This window comes from Microcoleus sp. Pol10D4, from assembly GCF_036701555.1.
Lineage (GTDB): Bacteria > Cyanobacteriota > Cyanobacteriia > Cyanobacteriales > Microcoleaceae > Microcoleus.
In genome coordinates this window covers 18,777-41,698 of the sequence record NZ_JAUBRA010000046.1, presented here as the reverse complement: position 1 = coordinate 41,698, position 22,922 = coordinate 18,777, and the positions used below count along the sequence as shown (strand labels likewise).

At 43.8% G+C, this 22,922-nt stretch carries 13 protein-coding genes; 11 read left to right on the top strand and 2 right to left on the bottom strand.

Going from position 1 to position 22,922, the window contains the following annotated elements; all coding sequences use genetic code 11:
* Positions 1-331: 331 nt before the first annotated feature.
* The gene (locus QUA36_RS20930; RefSeq protein WP_333458954.1) at positions 332-796 is read left to right on the top strand and encodes a hypothetical protein; all 465 of its coding nucleotides are present in this window, start codon (positions 332-334) and stop codon (positions 794-796) included.
* 97 nt (positions 797-893) lie between these two features.
* On the opposite strand, the gene sds is transcribed toward QUA36_RS20930, so the two are convergent.
* Positions 894-1,865: a solanesyl diphosphate synthase gene (gene sds / locus QUA36_RS20925; RefSeq protein WP_333214464.1), complete on the bottom strand. Its 972-nt coding sequence runs from the start codon at positions 1,863-1,865 to the stop codon at positions 894-896.
* Positions 1,866-3,495: 1,630 nt separating this feature from the next.
* Here sds and QUA36_RS20920 point away from each other — a divergent pair.
* From QUA36_RS20920 to QUA36_RS20875, 10 genes are all read left to right on the top strand, one after another.
* On the top strand, positions 3,496-3,714 hold the full coding sequence (locus QUA36_RS20920) for an ATP-binding protein (protein WP_333450875.1): 219 nt from the start codon (positions 3,496-3,498) through the stop codon (positions 3,712-3,714).
* A gap of 108 nt (positions 3,715-3,822) precedes the next feature.
* Positions 3,823-6,366 carry a CBS domain-containing protein gene (locus QUA36_RS20915; RefSeq protein ID WP_333458953.1) on the top strand — a complete coding sequence of 848 codons (2,544 nt, stop codon included), beginning with the start codon at positions 3,823-3,825 and terminating at the stop codon, positions 6,364-6,366.
* A gap of 59 nt (positions 6,367-6,425) precedes the next feature.
* Positions 6,426-6,824 carry a response regulator gene (locus QUA36_RS20910; protein ID WP_333164652.1) on the top strand — a complete coding sequence of 133 codons (399 nt, stop codon included), beginning with the start codon at positions 6,426-6,428 and terminating at the stop codon, positions 6,822-6,824.
* Positions 6,821-9,979 (top strand): PAS domain S-box protein, encoded by a 3,159-nt coding sequence (locus tag QUA36_RS20905; RefSeq protein ID WP_333458952.1) that lies wholly within the window; start codon positions 6,821-6,823, stop codon positions 9,977-9,979. Before QUA36_RS20910 ends, QUA36_RS20905 begins: the two co-directional genes overlap by 4 nt.
* A 3-nt stretch (positions 9,980-9,982) precedes the next feature.
* The gene (locus tag QUA36_RS20900) at positions 9,983-10,234 is read left to right on the top strand and encodes a hypothetical protein (RefSeq protein WP_333458951.1); all 252 of its coding nucleotides are present in this window, start codon (positions 9,983-9,985) and stop codon (positions 10,232-10,234) included.
* A 195-nt stretch (positions 10,235-10,429) separates the two neighbouring features.
* On the top strand, positions 10,430-12,370 hold the full coding sequence (locus tag QUA36_RS20895; RefSeq protein WP_333458950.1) for a response regulator: 1,941 nt from the start codon (positions 10,430-10,432) through the stop codon (positions 12,368-12,370).
* Positions 12,371-14,278 carry a PAS domain S-box protein gene (locus tag QUA36_RS20890; RefSeq protein WP_333458949.1) on the top strand — a complete coding sequence of 636 codons (1,908 nt, stop codon included), beginning with the start codon at positions 12,371-12,373 and terminating at the stop codon, positions 14,276-14,278.
* A gap of 413 nt (positions 14,279-14,691) precedes the next feature.
* Positions 14,692-14,862, top strand: a complete 171-nt coding sequence (locus QUA36_RS20885) for a hypothetical protein (RefSeq protein ID WP_333458948.1) — start codon at positions 14,692-14,694, stop codon at positions 14,860-14,862.
* Positions 14,859-15,311, top strand: a complete 453-nt coding sequence (locus QUA36_RS20880; protein WP_333164638.1) for a response regulator — start codon at positions 14,859-14,861, stop codon at positions 15,309-15,311. The genes QUA36_RS20885 and QUA36_RS20880 overlap by 4 nt, the downstream gene beginning before the upstream one ends.
* A 128-nt stretch (positions 15,312-15,439) precedes the next feature.
* Positions 15,440-17,101, top strand: coding sequence for a diguanylate cyclase domain-containing protein (locus QUA36_RS20875; RefSeq protein ID WP_333458947.1), 1,662 nt, complete (start codon positions 15,440-15,442; stop codon positions 17,099-17,101).
* Positions 17,102-17,458: 357 nt separating this feature from the next.
* Here QUA36_RS20875 and QUA36_RS20870 read toward each other — a convergent pair whose 3' ends face one another.
* Positions 17,459-22,480 carry a PAS domain S-box protein gene (locus QUA36_RS20870; protein ID WP_333458946.1) on the bottom strand — a complete coding sequence of 1,674 codons (5,022 nt, stop codon included), beginning with the start codon at positions 22,478-22,480 and terminating at the stop codon, positions 17,459-17,461.
* Between the last annotated feature and the right edge of the window lie 442 nt (positions 22,481-22,922).

Here is a 22,922-nt window from a genome sequence, read left to right as displayed (position 1 = left end):
CCAAACTCCCCCAAACAGTTTTTATAGCTTTAAGTGTGAAAAATCCGAACGTGAAATAACCGTTTTCGGCTTTTGATCGGGCTCAGATTTAACACACCTTGACAGGGCTAGCGCTCAGCACCCTATGGTTAGACTTTTTGGATGACCTTGTGTAAGGTATTACGCACTTACTTTTTTTGCCCAAATGCTCGCGACAAGGACTCTAGGCTGCAAAATCTTAAATTTAGATGGGTGTCAGCTTATCTTTAATAGGACAGTGCTGGGTAATATATACTTGGATGCGGACCTGCTAACCTGAAATTTTTAATTTTAGATATCAAAGAACTGACTGATGGATTTAGACCAACAGATTCAAGCATTGATCGAAAAAGCTCCGCCCGACGGTTCGACGCCAGAAATCTTAAAGGCGATCGCCCCGGCCCTGGTGTTAATTGCCCAACAGCTACAGCACCTCGAATACTCGATCCTGCAAGCGGTAGACCAAAGTTGGGCGATCGTGGTTTTGAGCAATCTCAAGCAACCGGGACGGGAGAAGAGGGTGATTTATGCTTGGAACAGTATTAAAGATGCGTCGCAGGCTGCGGCTGCTGGGGGCGATCGCCTCAGACCGGTGCTTTTGCCTGTCACTCACATTTTATTTCAGATGATAGCTCTGGAAGGTCTAGACAGCATTGTTTTTTTTGAAAGTCCCGGAAACCAGGAAGTCGGGACGGAAATCCCTCGCGAGCAAGTACAGAGTTTAATTAACGTTTACTTGCAACAGTATCTATCGGCTCCACCGCCGGATATTGCCTAAACAACTCAATTTTCTATTAATTGGTAACAGGGCATTAGGCATTGGGAATTCCCCATTACCAATTCCCCATTACCAATAAAGTGTAACTTTTTAACCTCTAATAAAGCCTACTCAAAACGTATTCAGCCAAATCAATCAAAGCTTGACGGGACTCTGAATGCGGCAGCGCAGCTAAGTATTCGACGGCTTTCTGTGCGTGATTTGTGGCTAGTTCTCGCGATCGCTCTATGCCTCTAGAATCTTCTACCAGTGCCAGGGCCTGCTCTATATCTCCTTCTTGGGCAAATTCGCGTTCTATGAGAACTTCCAAGTAAGGTTTTTCTTCTAAAGCGAATAGTGCGGGTGCTGTCAGATTACCGCTTCTGAGATCCGAGCCTGCAGGTTTCCCCAAAGTTTCCGTTGAAGCGGTGAAATCTAATATATCATCTACTATTTGGAATGCCAAACCAATGTTCCGACCGTAGTTGTACAAATCGTCTGCTATTTCCGCTGAAACCTCGCTCAAACAGCCCGCTGCTTTGGAACTGTTGGCAATTAAAGACGCTGTTTTGTAATAACTTTTTTCGAGGTACGCTTCGATCGACAAGCTGGTGTCAAATCCATTGAGTCCCTGTTGAATTTCCCCCTCAGCTAAATCCATAATCACTTCTGAAAGCAGTTTGACTACTGGCAGGTTGTCGAGATTTGCCAAATGCCAGGAAGATTGAGCAAACAGAAAGTCTCCCGCCAATACTGCCACTCGGTTGTTAAACCGACTGTGAACCGTCGGCACTCCCCGCCGCAGATCCGACTCGTCCACCACGTCGTCGTGCACGAGACTAGCTGTGTGGATCATTTCCGTGATTTCAGCGAGGCGGCGGTGTTTTTCTGTGATTTCCCGATCAGGCATAGTCGCCTTGGCCATCAACAGAACGATCGCGGGTCTCACTCGTTTTCCCTTTGTGCCGAATAAGTATTCTGCAGCCGCGTACAAGATGGGATGACGGGCACCCACTAACTGTTTTAAGTTTTCTGTCAACAGTCGCAGGTCTTCTTCAACCGAGGAAAATAGGAGAGTGCTAGAGATCATGGATACGCCGACTCAAGCCGTAAAGTAACAAAATTTTACATATCATATCTTTATTTTAAGGTAATTCTCTGCAATAGAAAAGAAAAATCTAGGCGATCGGCAGTTATTTGTCATCTCCACCCGATGGTCGTCACCCGACTCCCAGAGGCGAGTCGCCGGCTGTCAGAGGGGTTGCCCCTATTGTATCGAATTGTTAAGGACACTGCCAAAAAATCTCTAAATCCCAGAAACCCTGTGTTATTATAGGCATTAAGGATTTAAACAATTCTATACATTAAGTACAGCCAGACTGGCAGGTAGCTTTTAGGTGCCTGTAAAAGTTTCGTAGAGCCAGCCTTGTTAGTCGATCGCAGCCAAAATTTCTGGGACAGATTTTTAGTTCCTCGCGGCTAAAAGCTTTCAGAAGTTAAGAGTAGCGCATCTTATGTGCACGGTAGCTCAAAGCAGCTAAAGTGGATGGTTTTAGGCTGTTTAAGCATCTGTAAAGCAGTAAATCATTATTGATGACCGGGAACGCCTAAATGTTCCCGCAGGCTTGATATGGAAAAACAGCCTTCAGAACCAAGGCATGGTCTTGGGTGCTGACTTAATGTAGTAGGTCTTGAACTTGTCCTCCTCCTCTTCGTCCTTGACTTTTGGTTCTAATTATGATTTATCGCGATATTCCTCTAATTATTCCCATTCTGGCCGCCGGCTATGTAATGACTATTTATGTACTGCTGATGTTGGCCCAACGCAGCGCTAAAATCACTCGATTGGGCGAGTAGTGTACTGCTGGGCAGCCGAAGTCGGCAGCAGCGTCCTCGCTTCACCCTTGAGAATTCGGAATACTCAATAATAACCCTGCCTTGAATGCTTGCGCGCAAAGGCAGGGTTATTATTTACAATTGCGGGCATCGTGATTTTCTGGGCTGCTAGTTACTGCAACACGTAGCTACAGTTATCGATGTTCAATGCCAACAGCCTCAGAGGCAGGATATTATATTTAGTACCAGCTTGTATCGGTCACAGCAAGTTTCATGCCAGGGAAACTCTGCCCATGTTCCGAGAAAGCTATTAAATTATTCTCAAAAACGCTGAGTTTGAAGTTGTCTGCTATGGTGTCAAAAATCGCAATATTCCTATTTTTTAGGGCAATAACTTACAGAAATAAAACGCGAAATTTCTGAATGGATTAACCTGCTTGCTCAACAGAAGGAATCCATAAACTTGCACTGAATCACATATTTCATCAAAGGGTGCTTAAATTGCTGATTCAGGCACATAGTCTCTGTCATTTATTCACGGATTATCAAGAAAAAAATTTGCTAGAGAGAGCCACAAAACTAATGTTTAAGTGGAAAATGTTCTAGATATAACTGTATGTTAGAAAAGTAATTGCCAATCTTACTGACCTATTAAAGCTCTATTAACTTTTAATTGAAAAAACAAAAAAACAGAGTAGAATTTGTCAGAAATTATCCAGCTCCACTGCCTAAATTGTTGTCTGAGGCAGACGAACTAAAACAAGTTTAGATAAATCTGATGCACAATGCTTTACAAGCGATAGAGAATTGCCGAGTTTTAAAAGTATAGGTGAGAGAGAAAATCAGAGCCTGCTCGTCAGTGGCAACTGAATTACCCGGAAATTTTGCCACGAATATTTGATCCGTTCTTTAGCACAAAACCCGCCGACGAAGGCAGCGGGTTGGGACTGGAGATTGTTAAAAAAAGTGTGGAAAAACATTCGGGTAAAATAGAAGTAACATCAGTTATCGGTCAAAGGACGTGTATTGTGTCAATTTCGATCGCCGTTGAGCGCGATCGCACTAAAAGTCCTACCAATGCGCGACAAAAAATGCAACTCTAGACCGATGTCAAATCTCGATTGCGGTTAGCGTACTGCGACTGTAAAATCGGAAATCTAAAATGGTATTAAGTGCCGGTTCCCCCTGCATCTATCCCCCTTGATTTGCCCATGTCAACAACAGTTTATGATACCCAAAGCTTGCTAGAACAGGCGATCGACCCCAAACCGCCGGTGCTGCCTCCAGACACACCCTTGAAAGTCGCAATTGCTGCCATGACTGAGGCGAGTGCCAGTTGTATTTTAATTGCGTTTGAGCAGCAATTGCTCGGAATTTTTACAGAACGCGATGTTGTGAAAATAACTGCTAGCGAAATACCGCTAGCAGGGGTGGCAATTTCTGAGGTGATGACTGAAAACCCGATCGCCATTTCCCTCGATCAAGCGGGGAATATCTTCAAGGTATTGAGCATATTGCGATCGAATAGAATCCGTCATTTACCCCTCCTAGACGAAGGTGGCAAGTTGCTAGGCGCTATCACCTGCGAAAGCATCCGTGAAATCCTCAAACCGGCAGACTTGCTGAAAATGTGGCGTGCCGAAGAAATTATGACTACACAAGTAATAGTTACCTCAAGCAGCGCCTCAGTTTTAGAAGTCGCAAAACAGATGACAAACCAGCGGAAAAGCTGCATAGTCATTTGCACGGAAAGCGACAACAAAAATCAGAAACCTGTAGGCATAATTACAGAACGCGACATTGTTAAATTCCAAGCTTCTGGACTAGATTTCGCAGGTACTCCCGTCACCACCGCGATGAGTTTTCCGCTGATACCGTTGCAGGTAAAAGCCACCTTGTGGCAGGCTCACCAGTTAATGCAGCAGCACCGCATCCGACGCTTGGTGGTGGTGGACGAGGAAGGATATTTAGCCGGAATTGTGACTGAAATTAGCCTGCTGCAGGCATTAGATCCGGTAGAAATGCACGCCAATATCGAGCTTTTGCAGGAAACAGTTGCCGACAAAATTCAGGAGTTAAACAAAATGAACGAAGAATTACAAAAAGAAGCGTTACAGAGAACAGAAGTCGAGGAAAAACTCCGAGTTTTAAATGATAATTTGGAAGGACAAATCAAACAGCGAACTTTAGAATTAATTAATACCAACAGTCAGTTAAAAAAGGAAATACAAGACCGCACCAACGCTGAAGCTGAAGTTCGCCGCCTCAACACCGAACTCGAACAGCGAGTTCTAGACCGCACGGTTCAACTAGCAGCCAGTAACGAAGAATTACAGCAACAAATTAGCGGTAAAAAGTTGCTCGAAGAAAAATTGCACTTTTCTGAAAAGAAAGTGCGCGCCGTTTTTGAAGCCATGACCGACATCGTTCTCGTGCTAGACAGTCAGCGGAACATAGAAGTTTTGCCAACGAATGTGGCAGCGGCTTCTGAGCCTGATTGTGATATAGTCAGCTTGACCATAGAACATTTTTTTGACGACGACAACCCGGATGATTGGTGGGTGTTAGTTCAGCAAGTGTTAGAAACACAACAAACTCTCAATTTTGACTACAGCTTAACAGTTTGTGGTCGCAAAATTTGGTTTTCTGCCTGCATTTCTCTGTTTTCAAAAGATGCAGTCATTTGGGTTGCCCGCAACATCAATGCTCGCAAAATAGCCGAGTCAGCGCTGTCCCAAAAAAATGCAGAGTTATCTCATACCTTAGAAGAACTGAAGCGGACTCAAAAAGAACTCATTCAATCAGAAAAAATGGCAGCCCTTGGACAGTTAATTGCTGGAGTTGCTCATGAAATCAATTCTCCTTTAGGGGCGATTCGCTCTTCTGTGCAGAACATCGCCGATTTCTGGGCCGAACAATTGCAGCAGTTGCCGATATTTTTTCAACAGCTATCCCCGGAACAGCGGCAGGATTTCTTTGCTTTGCTACACACGTCCAGCCAAGGAACAGATACATTATCTAGTAAAGAAAAACGTCAGTTAAAAAAAATTTTGCAGGGGCAATTAGAATCAGAAAACATTGACGACGCCGCCAGTCTTGCCTGTACGTTATTAGATATCGGCATCGGCAATAATGTAGAACGTTTCTTGCCTTTGTTGAAAGACAGCCAAAGTAGAAACATTGTACAAACCGCCTACCAATTTGCTACGGTACAAAAAAGCACTAAAAATATTGCTACTGCTACAGATAGGGCAGCAAAAATCGTTTTTGCTTTGAAAAGCTACTCTCGTTACGATCAGTCGGGTTCCAAAGTAATCGCTAATATTACCGACGGTATTGATACTGTTTTAACGCTTTACCACTACCAAATCAAACACGGTGTGGAAGTAGTCAGAAACTATGGTACTAATTTGCCCTCTGTGCTATGCTATCCTGATGAACTCAATCAAGTTTGGACAAATTTGGTTCACAATGCTTTACAAGCGATGGGCAACAAAGGAGTGTTAAAAATTGATATCAAACACGAAGCGAACGCAATATCAGTCAGTATTACCGACAGTGGTACCGGCATTCCCCCAGAGATTATGCCGAGAATTTTTGAACCGTTTTTCACAACTAAACCTCCAGGGGAAGGCAGTGGTTTGGGATTAGATATAGTTCAAAAAATTCTGGAAAAACACCAAGGTGAACTGCAAGTAGAAAGCGTGCCAGGTCAAACAAAATTTACTATATCCTTGCCCATCGGAATCCCTTGATAGCAATTTAAAAAAGAGGGAAATGCCCAAATTTTAAAATTTAATAGAAGTAAAGTTTTATGCCTAAACCAGTAATTTTGTGCGTTGACGATGAAGTTGTGATCTTAAATAGTTTAAAAATTCAACTGAAAAAAGAATTTGGGGATGCTTACCTCTATGAAGTAGCAGAAAATGCAGATGAAGCTCTGGAAATTATGGAGGAAATTCAAAAAGAAGATGAAAGTGATATTTTGGTCATAGTATCTGACTGGTTAATGCCAGGTATTAAAGGAGATGAGTTTTTGATTATGGTTCACCAAAAATATCCCAAAATTGTGAAAGTCATGCTGACGGGGCAAGCCGACGAAGTAGCAATAGCACGGGTGAAAGAGCAAGCAAACTTGCACCGTTGTTTGTACAAGCCGTGGGAGCGCAAAGAATTAGTAGAAACTATAAAATCTGGTTTGACAAAAATATGAGCAATAAACCTGTGATTATTTGCGTGGATGACGAACCGATAATTCTTGAAAGTTTGAAAATTGAGTTAAAAAAAACCCTGGGAGAAGAACACTTATTAGAAACCGCTGAAGGGGGCGAAGATGCTTTAGAGTTAATCGAGGAATTACTGGCAGAGGGCTGCGAAATCGTAGCAGTGATTTCCGACTATTTGATGCCGAATATCAAAGGAGACGAATTGCTGAAGCAGATTCACAGAATGTCCCCTAAAACTATCAAAATTATGCTGACGGGGCAAGCAGACCTAGAAGCAGTGGCGAATACTATTAAATATGCTAAATTGTACCGATACATATCGAAACCTTGGCAGTCAGAAGATTTGAGGTTGACGGTAAAAGAAGCGATTAACAGCTATTTTAGGGACAAGCAATTAGCGGAACAAAATGCTCAACTCCAAAAGCTGAATCAAGACTTGGAAACTTTGGTCGAGGAGCGGACTGCACAACTGCGCTTGTCTGAGGAAAAGTTTGCTAAAGCTTTTCGTTCTTCTCCCAATCCGATTACTATTACCAGACTTAATGACGGTCGTTATTTAGAAATTAATGAGGCTTTTTGCCAGACAATCGGTTATTCAACTGCAGAAATTCTCGATCGCACGGTGCTTGATTTGAATTTTTGGGAAAATACACAAGCTCGCGCCGAGTTGTTTAAAATGTTAGATGAAGAACAAATTATTCTCAACTACGAATTTGATTTTCGCACTAAAACAGAGGAACTTAGAACGGGGCTGCTGTCAGCAGAAATCATTGACATTCATGGCGAAACCTGCGTGATTTCTGTGATTCAAGATATTAGCGATCGCAAATTAGCCGAAGAAAAACTCCGATCTGTAGCGGCTTCTTTAGCAGCAGCGCAAAGAATCGCCCGTGTCGGTAATTGGGAATGCGATTTCTCGGCCAACACAACTACTTGGTCGGAAGAGTTATCTCGGATTTTTGGACTCGATTCCACCCAGCTTGCGCCAACACTGACTGAGTTTTCGCAATACGTGCATCCCGATGATAGACAAAAGTGGCAAACAACGATCGACACTGCTATTGCTAGCGGGCAATCTTACACTTTGGAATATCGAATTCTGCGACCGGAACCGAAAATTGCTACGGATAATTGCCCGTCACAAATAAGTGAAGCCGGCTTCATCCGCTACATCGAAGCCAGAGGAGAAGTAGTTGTCAATCAACAAGGGCAAGTGACAAAACTATTCACAACTTTGATGGACATTACTCCACGCAAGCTAGCAGAAATAGCCCTTGCAGAGAGCGAAGAAAAATACCGTCATTTAGTTGAAACTTCTCAAGATATTATCTGGTCTTGCAATGATCAAGGACACATTACTTTTGTCAACCAAGCAGTTAAACAAATATACGGCTACGAGCCTGAAGAAATGCTCGGCTGTACTTTTAGCGATTTTTTAGCTCCAGGAGAAATAGACTGGAAGTGGGAACTTCAGCAGCGTTTGCTGACGGGAAAAACTGTGTTTCAGTACGAAAATATAGTATTAGGAAAAGACGGCCGAAAGATTGATGTAAATACCAAGGCGATCGCGCGCATGGACGCTGAAGGAAACATCATCGGCACAACAGGCACTGCTAGCGATATTACCGAACGTAAACAAGCTGAAATAGCCCTGCAAAAAGCCAAAGAAGAAGCCGACAGAGCGAACCGAGCAAAAAGCGAATTTCTCTCGAATATGAGCCACGAATTGCGAACTCCCCTCAACGCAATTCTCGGTTTCAGCCAACTGCTAGCCCGCGACCCAGACCTCGGTGCCGACCAACAGCAATACTTAGGAATTATTACCCAGAGCGGGGAACATTTGCTCGTTCTGATCAACAATATTCTGCAAATGTCAAAAATTGAAGTCGGGCTGGTGACACTTAATAATAGCACCTTCGACTTGCACAAAATGCTAAAAAATACTGAAAATATGCTGAAGCTGCAAGCCGAAAAAAAAGGGTTGCAGTTAATTTTTGATTGCCCACCAGATCTACCTCGATATATAGAAACTGACGAAAGCAAGTTGCGACAAGTATTGATTAATGTAGTAGGAAATGCTATTAAGTTTACGGCAGAAGGTGGTGTTAATTTGAGAATCAAACATGAGTTGTTGAAAACTAAAACTCATGGAGAGATTACGCCAAGTGACAGTTGCTTTTTGCTATTTGAAGTGCAAGACACTGGTTCAGGAATTTCTGCGGAAGAAATGGAGAATTTGTTTAAACCTTTCGCGCAAACAGAAAGCGGGAAAAAAGCTCAAGAAGGAACCGGTTTAGGCTTGCCAATCAGCAAGCAGTTCGTTCAGTTAATGGGAGGGAAGATGACGGTAACAAGCACCCTCGGTCGCGGCAGCATTTTTAGATTTGATGTTAAAGTTTTGTTGCCTAATGCAATGGAAATTCAGGTGGCTCAAACAGCTCGCCGAGTGGTGGGTATTGAAGCCGGACAGCCAGAATACCGGATTTTAGCTGTTGACGATCGCCTGGAAAGCCGCTTGCTGTTGGTCAGAATGCTGACATCGCTTGGCTTTGCGGTGCAGGACGCTGAAAATGGCCTTCAAGCTGTGGAAATGTGGTCGAGTTGGGAACCTCATTTGATTTGGATGGATATGCGGATGCCGGTGATGGACGGTTACGAAGCTACTAAACAGATTAAAGCGCATTTGAAAGGTCAAGCAACGGTGATTATTGCTCTGACTGCAAGTGCTTTTGATGAGGAGCGATCGCTGATTTTGTCTGCTGGTTGCGATGATTTTGTAGCGAAGCCTTTTCGGGAACAAGTGATTCTGGAAAAGATGGCTAAGTATCTGGGAGTCCGCTATGTTTATGATCGAGAAGCTTCGCTAAGTTCTGATGCTACGGTGTCCGCCGAGGTTTCCACGGCAACTGAAACGGCTGATTTGGCTTTTACGCTCAATACTTCATTTTTGGAAGCTATGCCTGCTGAATGGGTTGATGAATTGTATTCTGCGGCGGATGCGGTTGATAACGAAGAGATTTTTCGGCTGTTGTTGTCGATTCCTGCTATTAATGCTAGTGTCCGCAGCGCGATCGCCGATTTAGCCAATAACTTCCGGTGCGATCGGATTATCGATTTGATTGAGGAATTTAGAAAGTGTTGAAGGATGAAAGAAGAAGCGAGCATCTCAATGAAAGCAGCCCAGCTAGAAATTGGAGTTAGGAGCCAGGATTTAGGAGCCAGGAGGAAAGAGTCAGAAGGAAGAAGAAAGAAGGAAGGAGCCAGAAGCCAGAAGAAGTGTTTTTACAAATATGAGATGCTTCCAACAAGAAGGGATAGGGGCAGGTTCAGGATTATTGATGATGTAGGTCGATCGCCTATTTGTAAACTCGCCTGCTATAGACTAATTTACTTGTAGCCAAGCTCCACACCCTCGTAATCCTCAGTCATTCCCAATTCTTTAATCTCAAATCTCAAATCTCATATCTCAAATCTTAACTAGGATAAGTTCTGTAAATATAAAAGGAGTTGATTGAGGAGGGAGTGCTATAATAAGTATTTAACCAGTTTTCCTAATTTCAATAATTCTTAAATTAACAAAAAATAGCGAGCGATGACCAACAATCAAATAGAAGAAAATAAAGGCAACATATTAATTGTTGACGATACTCCAGAAAATTTGCAAGTTTTATCAGCAACGCTGTCCGATCGGGGCTACAAAGTCCGCGGCGTAATTAACGGCAAAATGGCAATCAGGGCCGCGCGATCTGGTTGTCCCGATTTGATTTTGCTCGACATCAAAATGCCGGACATGGACGGCTACGAAGTCTGCAGACAGCTCAAGGAAGATCCGAAGACCTCCGAAATTCCCGTTATTTTTATCAGTGCTTTAGATGAAGTATTGGACAAACTAACCGCATTTCAAGTTGGAGGGGTAGATTATGTCACCAAACCGTTTCATGTAGCAGAAGTTTTAGCGCGAATCGAACACCAACTGACTATCCAGAGACTGAAAAAACAATTGCTCGATCGCAATAAAGAACTGCAACAAGAAATAATAGAACGCAAAAAAGCCGAAGAAGCAGCGGCCGCTGCATCCCTCGCAAAAAGTCAATTCGTTGCCAACATGAGCCACGAATTGCGGACTCCTCTGAACGCCATCCTGGGTTTTACCCAAGTCATGAGCCGCGACTCTTTGCTCAGCCACGAAAATCTCGAAAATCTCCGAATTATTAACCGCAGCGGTCAACATTTGCTGGAACTAATTAACGATGTTTTAGACTTGTCGAAAATAGAAGCAGGGATAATTGGCTTAGATCAACGTAGCTTTGACCTTTATCAACTCCTCGACACTCTCGAAGAAATGTTTCAAATAAAAGCTGAAACAAAAAAAATGCAACTGAGATTTTTCGTGGAGGCAAATGTTCCCCAATATATAAAAACTGACGAAAAAAAGCTGCGCGTTTGCTTAATTAACCTGCTAGCCAATGCCATGAAATTTACTCAGGACGGCGGCCGTATTTGGCTGCGGGTGAGCGTGGAAAGCAACCAGCAACAGCCGGCAGAATCAGAAATTCATCCTAACTATACCTCAGTCGAGCCATTATTAATTTTGTTTGAAGTTGAAGATACGGGAGTTGGCATAGCAGCAGCAGAAATCGATACTTTATTTGATGCTTTCGTGCAAACACAAGCGGGGAGAAAAGCGGCTGATGGTACGGGATTGGGTTTGACAATTACTAAAAAATATGTGCAGATAATGGGTGGAGATATTTGGGTAAAAAGTGTTTTAGGTGAGGGAAGCAGTTTTAAATTTAATATCCGAGTATTTGCGGCTATTTCGTCTGAAATAACAGTGGCGACATTGCAGCGGGTGATCGCACTAGAAGCAGATCAACCAATTTATCGGATTTTAGCAGTTGACGACAATCAAGAAAATCGGCTGCTGCTGGTTAAAATGTTGCAACCAATTGGTTTTGAAGTCCGAGAAGCGGAAAATGGCTACCAAGCTGTTGAACTTTGGGACAGTTGGCAGCCTCATTTAATTTGGCTGGATACGCGAATGCCAGTAATGGATGGTTTTGAAGCTGTCCGACAAATTAGAGCGAAAGAGAAACAAACTCAGTGGCGAACTGTAATTATTGCTCTGACTGCTAGCACTTTTGAGGAAAAAAAAGACGAAATTATCGCCGCAGGTTGCGACGATTTTGTGCGGAAACCTTTTCAAGAACAAATCCTTTTTGATAAGATGGCTTGCTACTTGGGAGTGCGCTATCTTTATCAAGAGTTGCCCCGGCTCCCAGTCGGGGCTTTACGGCGTTATTGTGTGAACGAAAAACCCGATTCATTTTTCGGAGGGCTGCTGGCTCAAATGCCTCAAAGCTGGGTGAAGGAACTCCATGACGCAGCTAATGATGTTAATGAAGAGCTGGCGATTCAACTTGTCGATCGCATCTGGGAAAGTCATCCAACTTTAGCTGAGGCTTTAAAAGATTTGCTTGCCGATTACCGACTAGACAAGATAATGGATTTAACTCAATCGAGTTTAAAATAAATGGATAATAGCGAAATTAAAGTATTGGTGGTTGATGACCAACCAAGCAATCTGCGGTTCTTATCCAAACTGCTAACATCCCAGGGGTATCAAGTTTACCGAGCTATTTGCGGTCAACTGGCGTTGAATGTTGCGATCACCCATTGCCCGGATTTAATTTTGCTCGACATTAGAATGCCGGAAATGAACGGTTATGAAGTTTGTCGGAGACTGAAAGCGACACCAGAAACCGAACAAATTCCGGTGATATTTTTAAGCGTATTAGATGAAATGAACGATAAATTACAAGCTTTTCGAGTAGGAGGCGCCGACTATATTACTAAACCATTTCAAGTAGAAGAAGTTTTAGCGCGCATCGACAAGCAAGTCCGCTTGCAAAAACTGCAACAGCAATTAAAAGAACAAAATTATCAACTGCAACAGTCACAGTCGCTGCTTGCTAGCATATTAAATAGTTCATTAGACTGTGTGGTGGCTTATTCTGCTGTCCGCAACAATGAGGGAAATATTGTAGATTTCCAGTGGCTCTTGATTAACCCGGCCGCTGAAAAATTTTATGGGCTGTTATTAAATGAGATAGTTGGCAAGAATTTGTTAGCCAAAGTTTCCCAAGTTAGCAATAAAAGGTTATTTGATTTGTATGTTTCTGTAGTAGAAACAGGAGAAACTGTAGACCAAGAATTTTATTATGAACAGGAGGAAGATACAATTGTTTGGCTGCACATTGTGGCGGTCAAATTAAACGATGGTCTGGCAGTAACATTTCGTAATATTACCGAGCGCAAACGAGCAGAAATTGCCCTCCGAGACAGCGAAGAACGCTTCCGCGCGATATTCGAGCAAGCTGCGGTCGGCATCGCTAAAACCGCACTTTGTGGTAAATTTATGCGGGTCAATCCCGGCTTTTGTCAAATTGTCCGCTATGCACAATCTGAATTGTTACAGCAAAATTGGGAGGCAATTACTCACCCAGATGATAGAGAAGTGGACAGAGAATACCTGCGCTCGCTGTTATCTGGGAAGATTCAAACTTTTTCTGTGGAAAAGCGTTTGCTATGCAAAGATGAGGCAGTGCGCTGGGCAAATGTTACTGTTTCGGCAATGCGCGATGTCAAGGGGACGCTGCAGTATTTGATTTGTGTGATCGAGGATATTTCCGAACGCAAGCTGGTACAAGAATTGCTGCAAGAGAGTTTAGACACTCAAACCCGCTACGCTCAAGAATTAACTCGTTCTAATGCAGAACTAGAACAGTTTGCTTACGTGGCTTCTCACGATTTGCAAGCGCCTTTGAGCACAATTGCTGGCTACGCTCAACTATTAGAAAAACGCTTTCCCAACCAACTTGATGCCCAAGGGAATAAATTTATCCGCAATATTGTTCATTCTTGCGAGCGGATGCAGGCGCTGATTGATGACTTGCTGGAGTATTCGCGGGTCGGTCGCAGTCAGAAACCTTTTGAAATGATAGATTGCAATCGGGTTTTTGAGGATGCTTGTGCTAATTTGCATTTGGCCATCCGCGAGAATCAAGCTTCAGTTACTAGGGGAAATTTGCCAAGGGTAAAAGGTGACTGTTTTCAACTGCTGCAACTGTTTCAAAATTTAATTGGTAACGCTATTAAGTACCGCAGCAGTGAGGCGCCGGTGGTGCAAGTGGACGCTTCGCGTCAGGGGGATAGCTGGGTGTTTTCAGTGCAGGATAATGGTATTGGGATTGCCTCACAGTACCATCCGCGAATTTTTCAGATTTTTCAGCGCTTGCACACCCAAAAACAGTATTCGGGAACCGGTATCGGTTTAGCGATTTGTCAAAGAATTGTCGATCGGCATGGCGGCAACCTGTGGGTAGAATCAGAACCCAATCGAGGCTCGACTTTTTATTTTTCTATTCCTATACCAAAGTGAAGTCAGCAGTCCGCCTCAAGTAGTCAATCGATTTTAGATTGTAGATTTTAGATTTTAGATTTTAAGAAAGCGACCCCACGGATGAATTCGGGGGCTTTTCACCAAATTGCTTGATTGTCACCCGTCCTTTACTTAAGCTTTAAATATCTTTATCTGTTCTTTACAAAAATGCTTATAAAGTGTAGCATATTCACTGATGACATCGAGCTAAAAATCTATCAATATAAGTCTATTAGCTCTATCCTTATACAACTTATAAATCAGCGGTGCGCGCAAGACTTGTTAATTTTTTTCAACTGTATCCAGAGCATCTTGCTTTGGGATGCAATAGTTTCCCTAGTAGTTCGCAAAGAAGGATTTGCTATGTGTTTGCAGTTTGCCGGTTCTCGGACAGACTGTCAAGTGAAACAAGCATGATTCGCAAACCTTTGCAAATCGAGAAAAACGGTAAATTACTGCAACACAATTTCAGTGTTCTCAGCCAGATTGACCGGATGATGGCAAGAGATACTTTGCAGGTACTCAGACACGGCTCAAAGTCCCGTAACCTCACAAAAGACTTTCGGAGTGAGGCAAAGCCGTGAATTATAAAAAGAAAAAATTTACTCTTTTAATAGCCAACGATGACGAGGACACGCGCTTTTTGGTGAAGGAAGCACTGGGAGAAGTTCGATTAGCAATTACGAGCGAATTTGTGGAAAATGGAGAACAAGTGCTAGATTACTTGTACCGTCGCGGTCAATATCTTGGTAGCAGCAATTGGCATCAGCCAGACTTGATACTTTTGGATCTGAATATGCCGAGGCTGGACGGACGAGAAACACTAACTTCGATCAGATCTGACCCCCATCTGCAACAAATTCCAGTTGTAATGCTCACAACTTCCCACCGCAGAGGAGATATCTTGCTTTGCTACCGCTTGGGAGCCAATTCTTTCATATCCAAACCAGTCACTTTTGAAGGCTTGCTTGAAGTAATGAAGACTTTATGTGAGTATTGGTTTGAAATCGTTTCACTCCCGCCGGATATGTAAGTATTAATGGAGCGCTAAATGCCTAGTTTGAGTGTATAGTGAATTTAATAAGCCGAAATATTGGCCTATCGCAAGGATCGCTCTCAAAACAAAAAAGTTGCCTTCGACTCGCTCCGAACGCTATAGTTGTGTTAACACGTCACCAATGTCTGAAAATTTTGTTGGTTGAGGATGACCTCGGAGCTCCGACAATGATCGAAGACCTTCTAGGGTCATTCAGCGAGTCTCTATTTCTCCTCCAAACTGTTACGTCTCTGGAGAGAGGAGTCGGGTGTCTGGAAGTAGAAAAGTTTGACGCGGTACTATTAGATTTGTCAGTGTCAGACAGCTTGAGGGGAAGCGAGGCGATCGCAGTTTTGAAAGGGCGATGGCCCACATTGCCAATTGTGGTGCTGACAGATATCAGCGATGAAAATATTGCCCGGTCTGTATTGCGCTGGGGCGCTCAAGATTGTTTGGTAAAGGGAAGATTTCACAGAACTCTGCTGGTGCGGGCAATCCATTACGCGATCGAACGCCAGCAAATCGAAGAACAATTGCGGCAGCAGGCTCTGCGACAGCGGCTGTTGGGCAAAATGATCGAACATATTCGATCGTCAATAGATCCGGCAAGCATTCTCCAAAGTACCGTTGCAGAAGTGCGCCAATTTCTCCAAACAGACCGCGTTTTAATTTATCGCTGTCAGGATTGGGTGTCTCAATTGGACGGGGAAGAGCAAAAAGGTGCGATCGTCGCAGGTGACGGTTTGCCAGAAGGTTATATTGAAAACCAAAATATTAGTGCTGCTTTGGCGGTGTCATGCTTTATTTTAGTCGAATCCCAGTCGGTACAAGCAATAGCAGATGTCAGCACTGCCCCCTTGGCTGGCAGTTGCAAAGAATTGTTGACAGATTGTGAAATTGCAGCAGTTATAAGCGTACCAATTTGGCAATCAGGCGACTGGGAAACGGCAAAAGAAACACAAGAAGCCACTGTTTGGGAAGTCGAGAAAAATCAAGATGCAGCGGAAAGTTATATCTGGCACCAGGCGAGTGAGAAACCGCAGGCGCAGGGGGAAAATTTGTCGGATTCGATCGCAGAAAATGGCAATAGTTTGTGGGGAATGTTGACAGCATACAATTGCTGCGGTGTCAGGGAATGGCAACAGTGGGAAATAGATTTTTTACAGCACTTGGCAAATCAAGTGGCGATCGCGATCGAACAATCTCAACTTTACCGCAAGCTAGCAATAGCCAATCAAAAATTGCAGCAACTGGCAACTACTGACGGACTGACTGGCATTGCCAATCGCCGCCAGTTCGATCGCGTTTTGAGCTTAGAGTGGCGCAGATTGGCAAGAGAGCAACTGTCGCTGTCTTTAATTATGTTGGACATCGACTTTTTTAAACTTTACAACGATTTTTATGGGCACCTGGGCGGGGACGATTGTTTGCGCCAAGTTGCGGGGGCGATCGCCATTGCCACCAACCGGGCTGGGGATTTGACTGCGCGCTACGGTGGCGAAGAATTTGCCCTAGTGCTTCCCAACACTAGCGCCGAAGGGGCAAACGCTGTCGCCCGGAGAATTTGCGACGGCATCGCCAGCTTGAAACTGCCCCACGCGCGATCGTCGATCGGCTCCTACGTTACCCTCAGTTGCGGCATTGCGACAGCGATTCCTTCTGCCCAGGAATCTCCCAACACCCTAATTCGCAGCGCTGACAGCGCCCTTTTTCAAGCCAAAACCGAAGGCAAAAATCGCATTTGTCACGCCACCAGTAACTCGGAATCTTCCCCGATTTTTATGTAAAAGTTGAAGGTAATATCATTTCTGGTTACACTCATACATGATGTTGACTGTTGACTGTTGACTGTTCACGGCGTCAACCGTCAACAGTGAACTCGAATTTACTATTCCGATGCTAACAGATTTGATATAATTGGTAATTTGTAATATCGTGTTTGATTTTTCACTCACAACTCACAACTCGCAGCTCATATTGTTGACCTTTGCATCAGAATAATAATTTTATGAGTGCACTGCCAACGGAATGCAATCGAGTGACCCGGAGCAAGGATAATGCTCGCTGGCAGCGTATAATTCCGATGTTACGGTATTTGATATTACCCATTTCCACTTCCCAATTTCCAATCACCAATAGCTAATTTATTGCCCCGAATTTGAATTTGTAGCTGTTAAATTCGATCGCACTGGAATTTCAATCAAAAACTCCGCTCCCTCTCCCGGTGTCGAAATACAACTCAATCTGCCGCCGTGGCGATCGACGATAATCGAGTGAGAAATTGACAATCCCAAACCCGTGCCCTTGCCCACAGGTTTAGTCGTGAAAAACGGGTCAAACAGCCTCGATCGCACTGACTCCGGTATCCCCCGCCCGTTGTCCGCAATGGATACCGCTACGAAGCCGGCAGCAGCCTGATAACTGCGAATAGCGATCGTGCTGGGATGCCGATCGCACTCCTCGATGGAACGCTGCTTGTCCCGTTCTTCCAAAGCATCGATCGCATTAATTAAAATATTCATAAATACCTGATTCAACTCGCCCGGAAAACATTCAATTGGCGGCAATAGTTGGTAATCTTTAACTATCTGAATTTCTCCATAACTGCTGTGAGATTTTAACCGATTTTGTAAAATCATCAAAGTGCTATCAATTCCCTCGTGAATGTTAACTGACTTTCCTGCGGACTCGTCCAATCGCGAAAAGTTACGTAACGATTTCACTATCTCGACAATTCGCTCGGTTCCTACTTGCATCGAATTAAACAAGTTCGGGAAATCCTCAGCAATATAATCCAAGTCTATTTCATCAATTTTCTCCAAGACTTGGGCGGGAGGATGAGGACAGTAATGCCGGTAAACTTTAATCAATTCCAGCAAATCTAAAGTGTAATTGCGAGCCGGACTGAGATTGCCGTGAATAAAGCTAACAGGGTTATTAATTTCGTGAGCAACACCAGCAACTAACTGACCCAAACTCACCATTTTTTCATTTTGAACGAGCTGAGCTTGAGTCGTTCTGAGTTTGTTAATAGCTGCTTCTAACTCTAGCGCTTTTGAACGTTCTCGCGCTTCAGATTCCTGCAAAGCTGACTCGGCTTGTTTGCGATCGGCAATTTCACTTTGTGCTTGCTCAAACAGCATTGATTGCTGGATCGCGATCGCCAACTGCACGCTAATTTGTTTGAGACACTCGACCTCAATTTCCAGCCAGTGACGGCGGCCCGCGCACTCGTGAGCAATCAATAGCCCCCACAATTTCTCGCCTTGCAAAATCGGCACTACTAAATTAGCTCGCACCTGAAATTGACTTAATAAATTAATGTAGCACTGGGAAAGACCTGCTTTGTAAATATCATCCACAGCTAGAGGGCGACCGTCTTCGTAAGCAGAAGCATAGCTGTCTTCAAAGCAGGAATCTTTAATAGTTATTCCCTGAAGCGACTGCCAATTTTCGCCCACCGACTCGACAGTTATAAAACCGCTCCAATCGGGATTAAAGCGATAAATAACTGTCCGGTCTGTTTGCAAAAACTGCCGTACCTCAGCAACAGTTTTTGTCAAAATTTCTTCTAAATTGAGAGAAGAGCGAATGCGTTCCAGCATTTTTACCACCAGGCGTTCTCGCTTTAATTGCTGGCGCAAGATAGCCTCGGCAAGTTTGCGAGCGCTAATATCTTCAATCACAGCAATTACATAGCTAGGTTCCCCAAACCCATCCCGCACTAAAGATACCGTCATATTAGTCCAAACAAATGAACCGTCTTTGCGAATAAAGCGTTTTTCAATTGAATAATTAAAAATTTCCCCAGCTAACAGTCTGTCGCGCGACTCGACATCTGCTGCTACATCTTCGGGGTGAGAAATCTCCCCAACATTTCGCGATTTTAGCTCTAATTTTGAGTAGCCGACAATATTGCAAAACCCTTGATTTGAATTCAAAAATTGACCGTCGCGCCACACTTTAACAATGCCAATTGCCGCTTGTTCAAATACAGCTCTAAATCGCTGTTCGCTTTCTTGCAAAGCAGTTTCGGCTTTTTTGCGCTCGGTAATGTCCATTGCCGTGCCAAACAGCCCCACCACCTGACCCAACTCATTTTTAACAGATTGTCCTTTAGCGTTAACGTGCCTGATTTCTCCTGATGGAAAACAGATGCGGTGGTCGATGTCGTAAGCTGTCCCTTCAGTCACTACCTTTTCTACAACTTGTGTAAACCTTTCTTTGTCATCGGGATGAATTTGGTCTAAAAGTTCTTCCATTGTCGGCGGCCGATTCAATTCTCGACCGTAAACTCGAAACAGTTCTTCCGACCAAGTAAGAACTCCTGCTTCCCTATCGAATTCCCAATTGCCGATGCGGGCTATTTTTTGCGCTGCTTGCAACTGTTCGGCAAGTTGTTGCAAAGATGCGATCAACTGAGTTTTTTCGGCTTCTGCTGCAACGCGGGCACTGATATCTTTGTGAGTGCCTGTTATCCGCAACGGCGCACCCCATTCGTCGTACTCGACTACCTTGCCCATCGCCAGAATCCACTGCCAATTGCCCGCTTTGTTGAGCATCCGAAATTCAAATTCATAGATATCAGTCTCACCTTCTAAATAGGAATTTAAACATTCCATTACCTTCACTCGGTCTTCGGGATGCACCAAACTTTCCCAACCTTTGAGGTTATTTTCAATTTCGGTTTCTGCATAGCCTAGCATTGATTTCCAATAAAAGTCGAAATAAGTTTCGCCAGTAGCTATATTCCAATCCCACAGCCCCAAAGAGCTGCCTGAAACCGCCAACTGCAATCGCTCTTGACTGAGTTTTAATGCCGATTCGGTGCGTTTTATTTCTGTGAGGTCGGCAATTATGGCTATCATTCCTATCGGTTGACTAGCGCTATCTTTAATGCAGTTAGCTCGCAAGAAAGTTTCTATAATAGCGCCATTTTTACTCTTAATTTCAATTTCACTTTCCCAGGAAAAACCTTTCCGTAGCACTTTAAATAACTTTCTCAAATCTTGAGATTTGGGGTACATTACTGCTGGGCCGCCGGCATTATTTAGTTCCTCAACTGTATAGCCGTAGCGCTGAATAAATGCTTGATTATGATAAACGGAATAACCGTCCAAATCTGCGATCGCGATCGCATCACTAGCGCTGTCTACAGCTTGAGTTACCAGGCACAGAGTCAGTTCGGCTTGTTTGCGATCGGTAATATCAAAAATCGCTCTGTCGAGCCACAAAACCAGCCCTTCTAGATTGTAAGTTGGCCTACCTCTTTCCGACATCCACCGCACCGCCCCGTCATCGCGAACAATGCGGTATTCTAGATTGTACGGCTGTTTCGACTCTACTGCTGCGCTGATTTGTCGATCGACCATTTCCTTGTCTGCCTCGTGGACAATGCTGGCAAAAGTCAAGCCGTTGTTGCGAATAAAATCCCCAGCAGGATACCCACTAATTACCTCAATTTCATCGCTAATAAATACCATCGTCCACTCAGCATCGTACAAGCTGCGGCAGATAGCGCCTGGGATATTCTCAACGAGCGATCGAAATCTGGCTTCGCTCTCCCGCAAAGCGGCTTCTGCCTGTTTTAAATCAGTAATGTCCAGCACCATGCCTTCCCAAACTATATCCCCTTCCTGTCCTATTTCCGTCGGACGATCAACTCGTTCCGGTCTCGAAACCCCTTGCATCCACTTAAGTTTTCCCGACGGTACAATCGCCCGCCATTCCTGCTGCCAGGGCTGCATATCTGCTGCAGAAACAGCAATAGATTCTTCAAATTTTTGACGATCATCTGGATGAATAAAATCAAAAAGTAGTTGAGGATTCTGCTGAATATTTTCTGGGTCTACTTCAAATAAATAGCGGCTGCCCGAAGAAATATAAGGGAAACTTTTTTGGCCGTCGGTTGAGAGACGAAATTGATAAATTATTCCCGGTAAATTGGCAGCAAGTTGCCGAAGTCTAGCTTCGCTTTCTTGCTGCGCTAATTGTTTGCGCCTATCCTCAGTGATATCTCGAATTATCCCGACGAGAATTTTACTACCGTCGGTATTTTCAAAGACAGTTTTTTTAGTAGACAGAATGTGCTTTGCACCGTTGGCGTCCGTAAATATTTCCTCACTCTCGTTTTCTTTCCCCGTCCTAAACACTTGTTGGTCAGTATGCCAAAAAATCTCAGCTTCTTGTTTTGAGAAAAAGTCATAATCCGATTTGCCCAGCAGTTCCTCGCGCTGCTTCCCGATCAGCTTGCAAAAAGCATCATTTAACAGTATCCAGCGGTGCTGTTCATCCTTGACAAAAAGTGGGTCTGCAACTGCATCGATTGTATAGTTCAAGAATTTTTTACTAGCTTCCAGTTCGGAAAGTGCTAAAATTTTATCTGTAACATCATTGATAGTTCCTGTTGTCCCCTGCGCCTCGCCGTTCCAGCCAAACATAAAAAATTCTTGCACTTCCACCCACCGAATATCGCCATTTTTGGTAATATATCGACTTTGGTAACAACAGGATGTTTTTTGATTTGATCTCTGACCTCTAAACGAATTTAAATATTGGTATTGATCCTCAGAATGAATGTAACTCAAACAGGAAGTTCCTAAGCTTTCATCAACGGTAAATCCGGTAATTTCCGTCCAAGCCGGATTGAGAAAAGTCCAATTGCCAGCAGTATTTGTTTCAAAAACGACTTCTTTGATATTGCCAACAACCTGCTGGTATTTTTCTTGACTTTTTTGCCATTCTGCTTGCCGTTTCTGGCGGGCGATCGCGCACCTGAGCGTCCGCACCAGCAGCCGGCTGTCTACTTGCCTTTTCACCAGATAATCTTGGGCGCCGGCGGCAATTAGCTCGACAGCCAGTTCTTCGTCATCGGCGGCTGTCAGAATGACGATCGGAGTATTTATAGCGCAATCTTGAAGTCGGAAAAAAGTATTAAATTTTGGGCTGTCAGGAAGTGAAAGATCTAATAAAATTACATCAAAAATTTTGTCCCTTAAAATTTCTATCGCTTCCCGGAGGCGAACTACATTGGTCACATGAATTGATTGTCCTAGTTGGCGCTCAGACAGCAGTTCTTGAATAAGTTCTGCATCTTCGGCACAATCTTCTACTAAAAGAATTTTTAAACAAGCAGGCGTTAAAGTTGACTCAAAAACAGATGTCATACCATTTTATATTTTAGATTTGAAATTGGAGATTTGGAATGACTGATGACTATCGCGGTTTGGTTCTGGCGTACAGTGGCATTTTTTGTACTGGTATCCTTTTGCTATTTTTTAGTAATTATTAAATCTCAGTAGCGGATGCAGCTACCTAGCTGATGATTGGGGAACTTGAACCGCAGCCTTTAGAGTGCGCTGTGTGCTTGCAGACCGCGCAGATTTATTTGTAGAATTGAGTTGTTCACTGCAAGTTTTCCGCCTCGCCCCAAACCTAGTGGCCCAAAAATATCCTACTCTTACCCATATTGCAACTTAACTATATTTTAATTTACAACCTTTGGCAGGGGAATAGCAAGGGGAAAGGCAAAAGAGCGCAGAGGAATCAGGATTTGCATTGCTGATAGCCTTTGAAACTTTAGATTATAAATTGCCGTTTAAAGCTTGC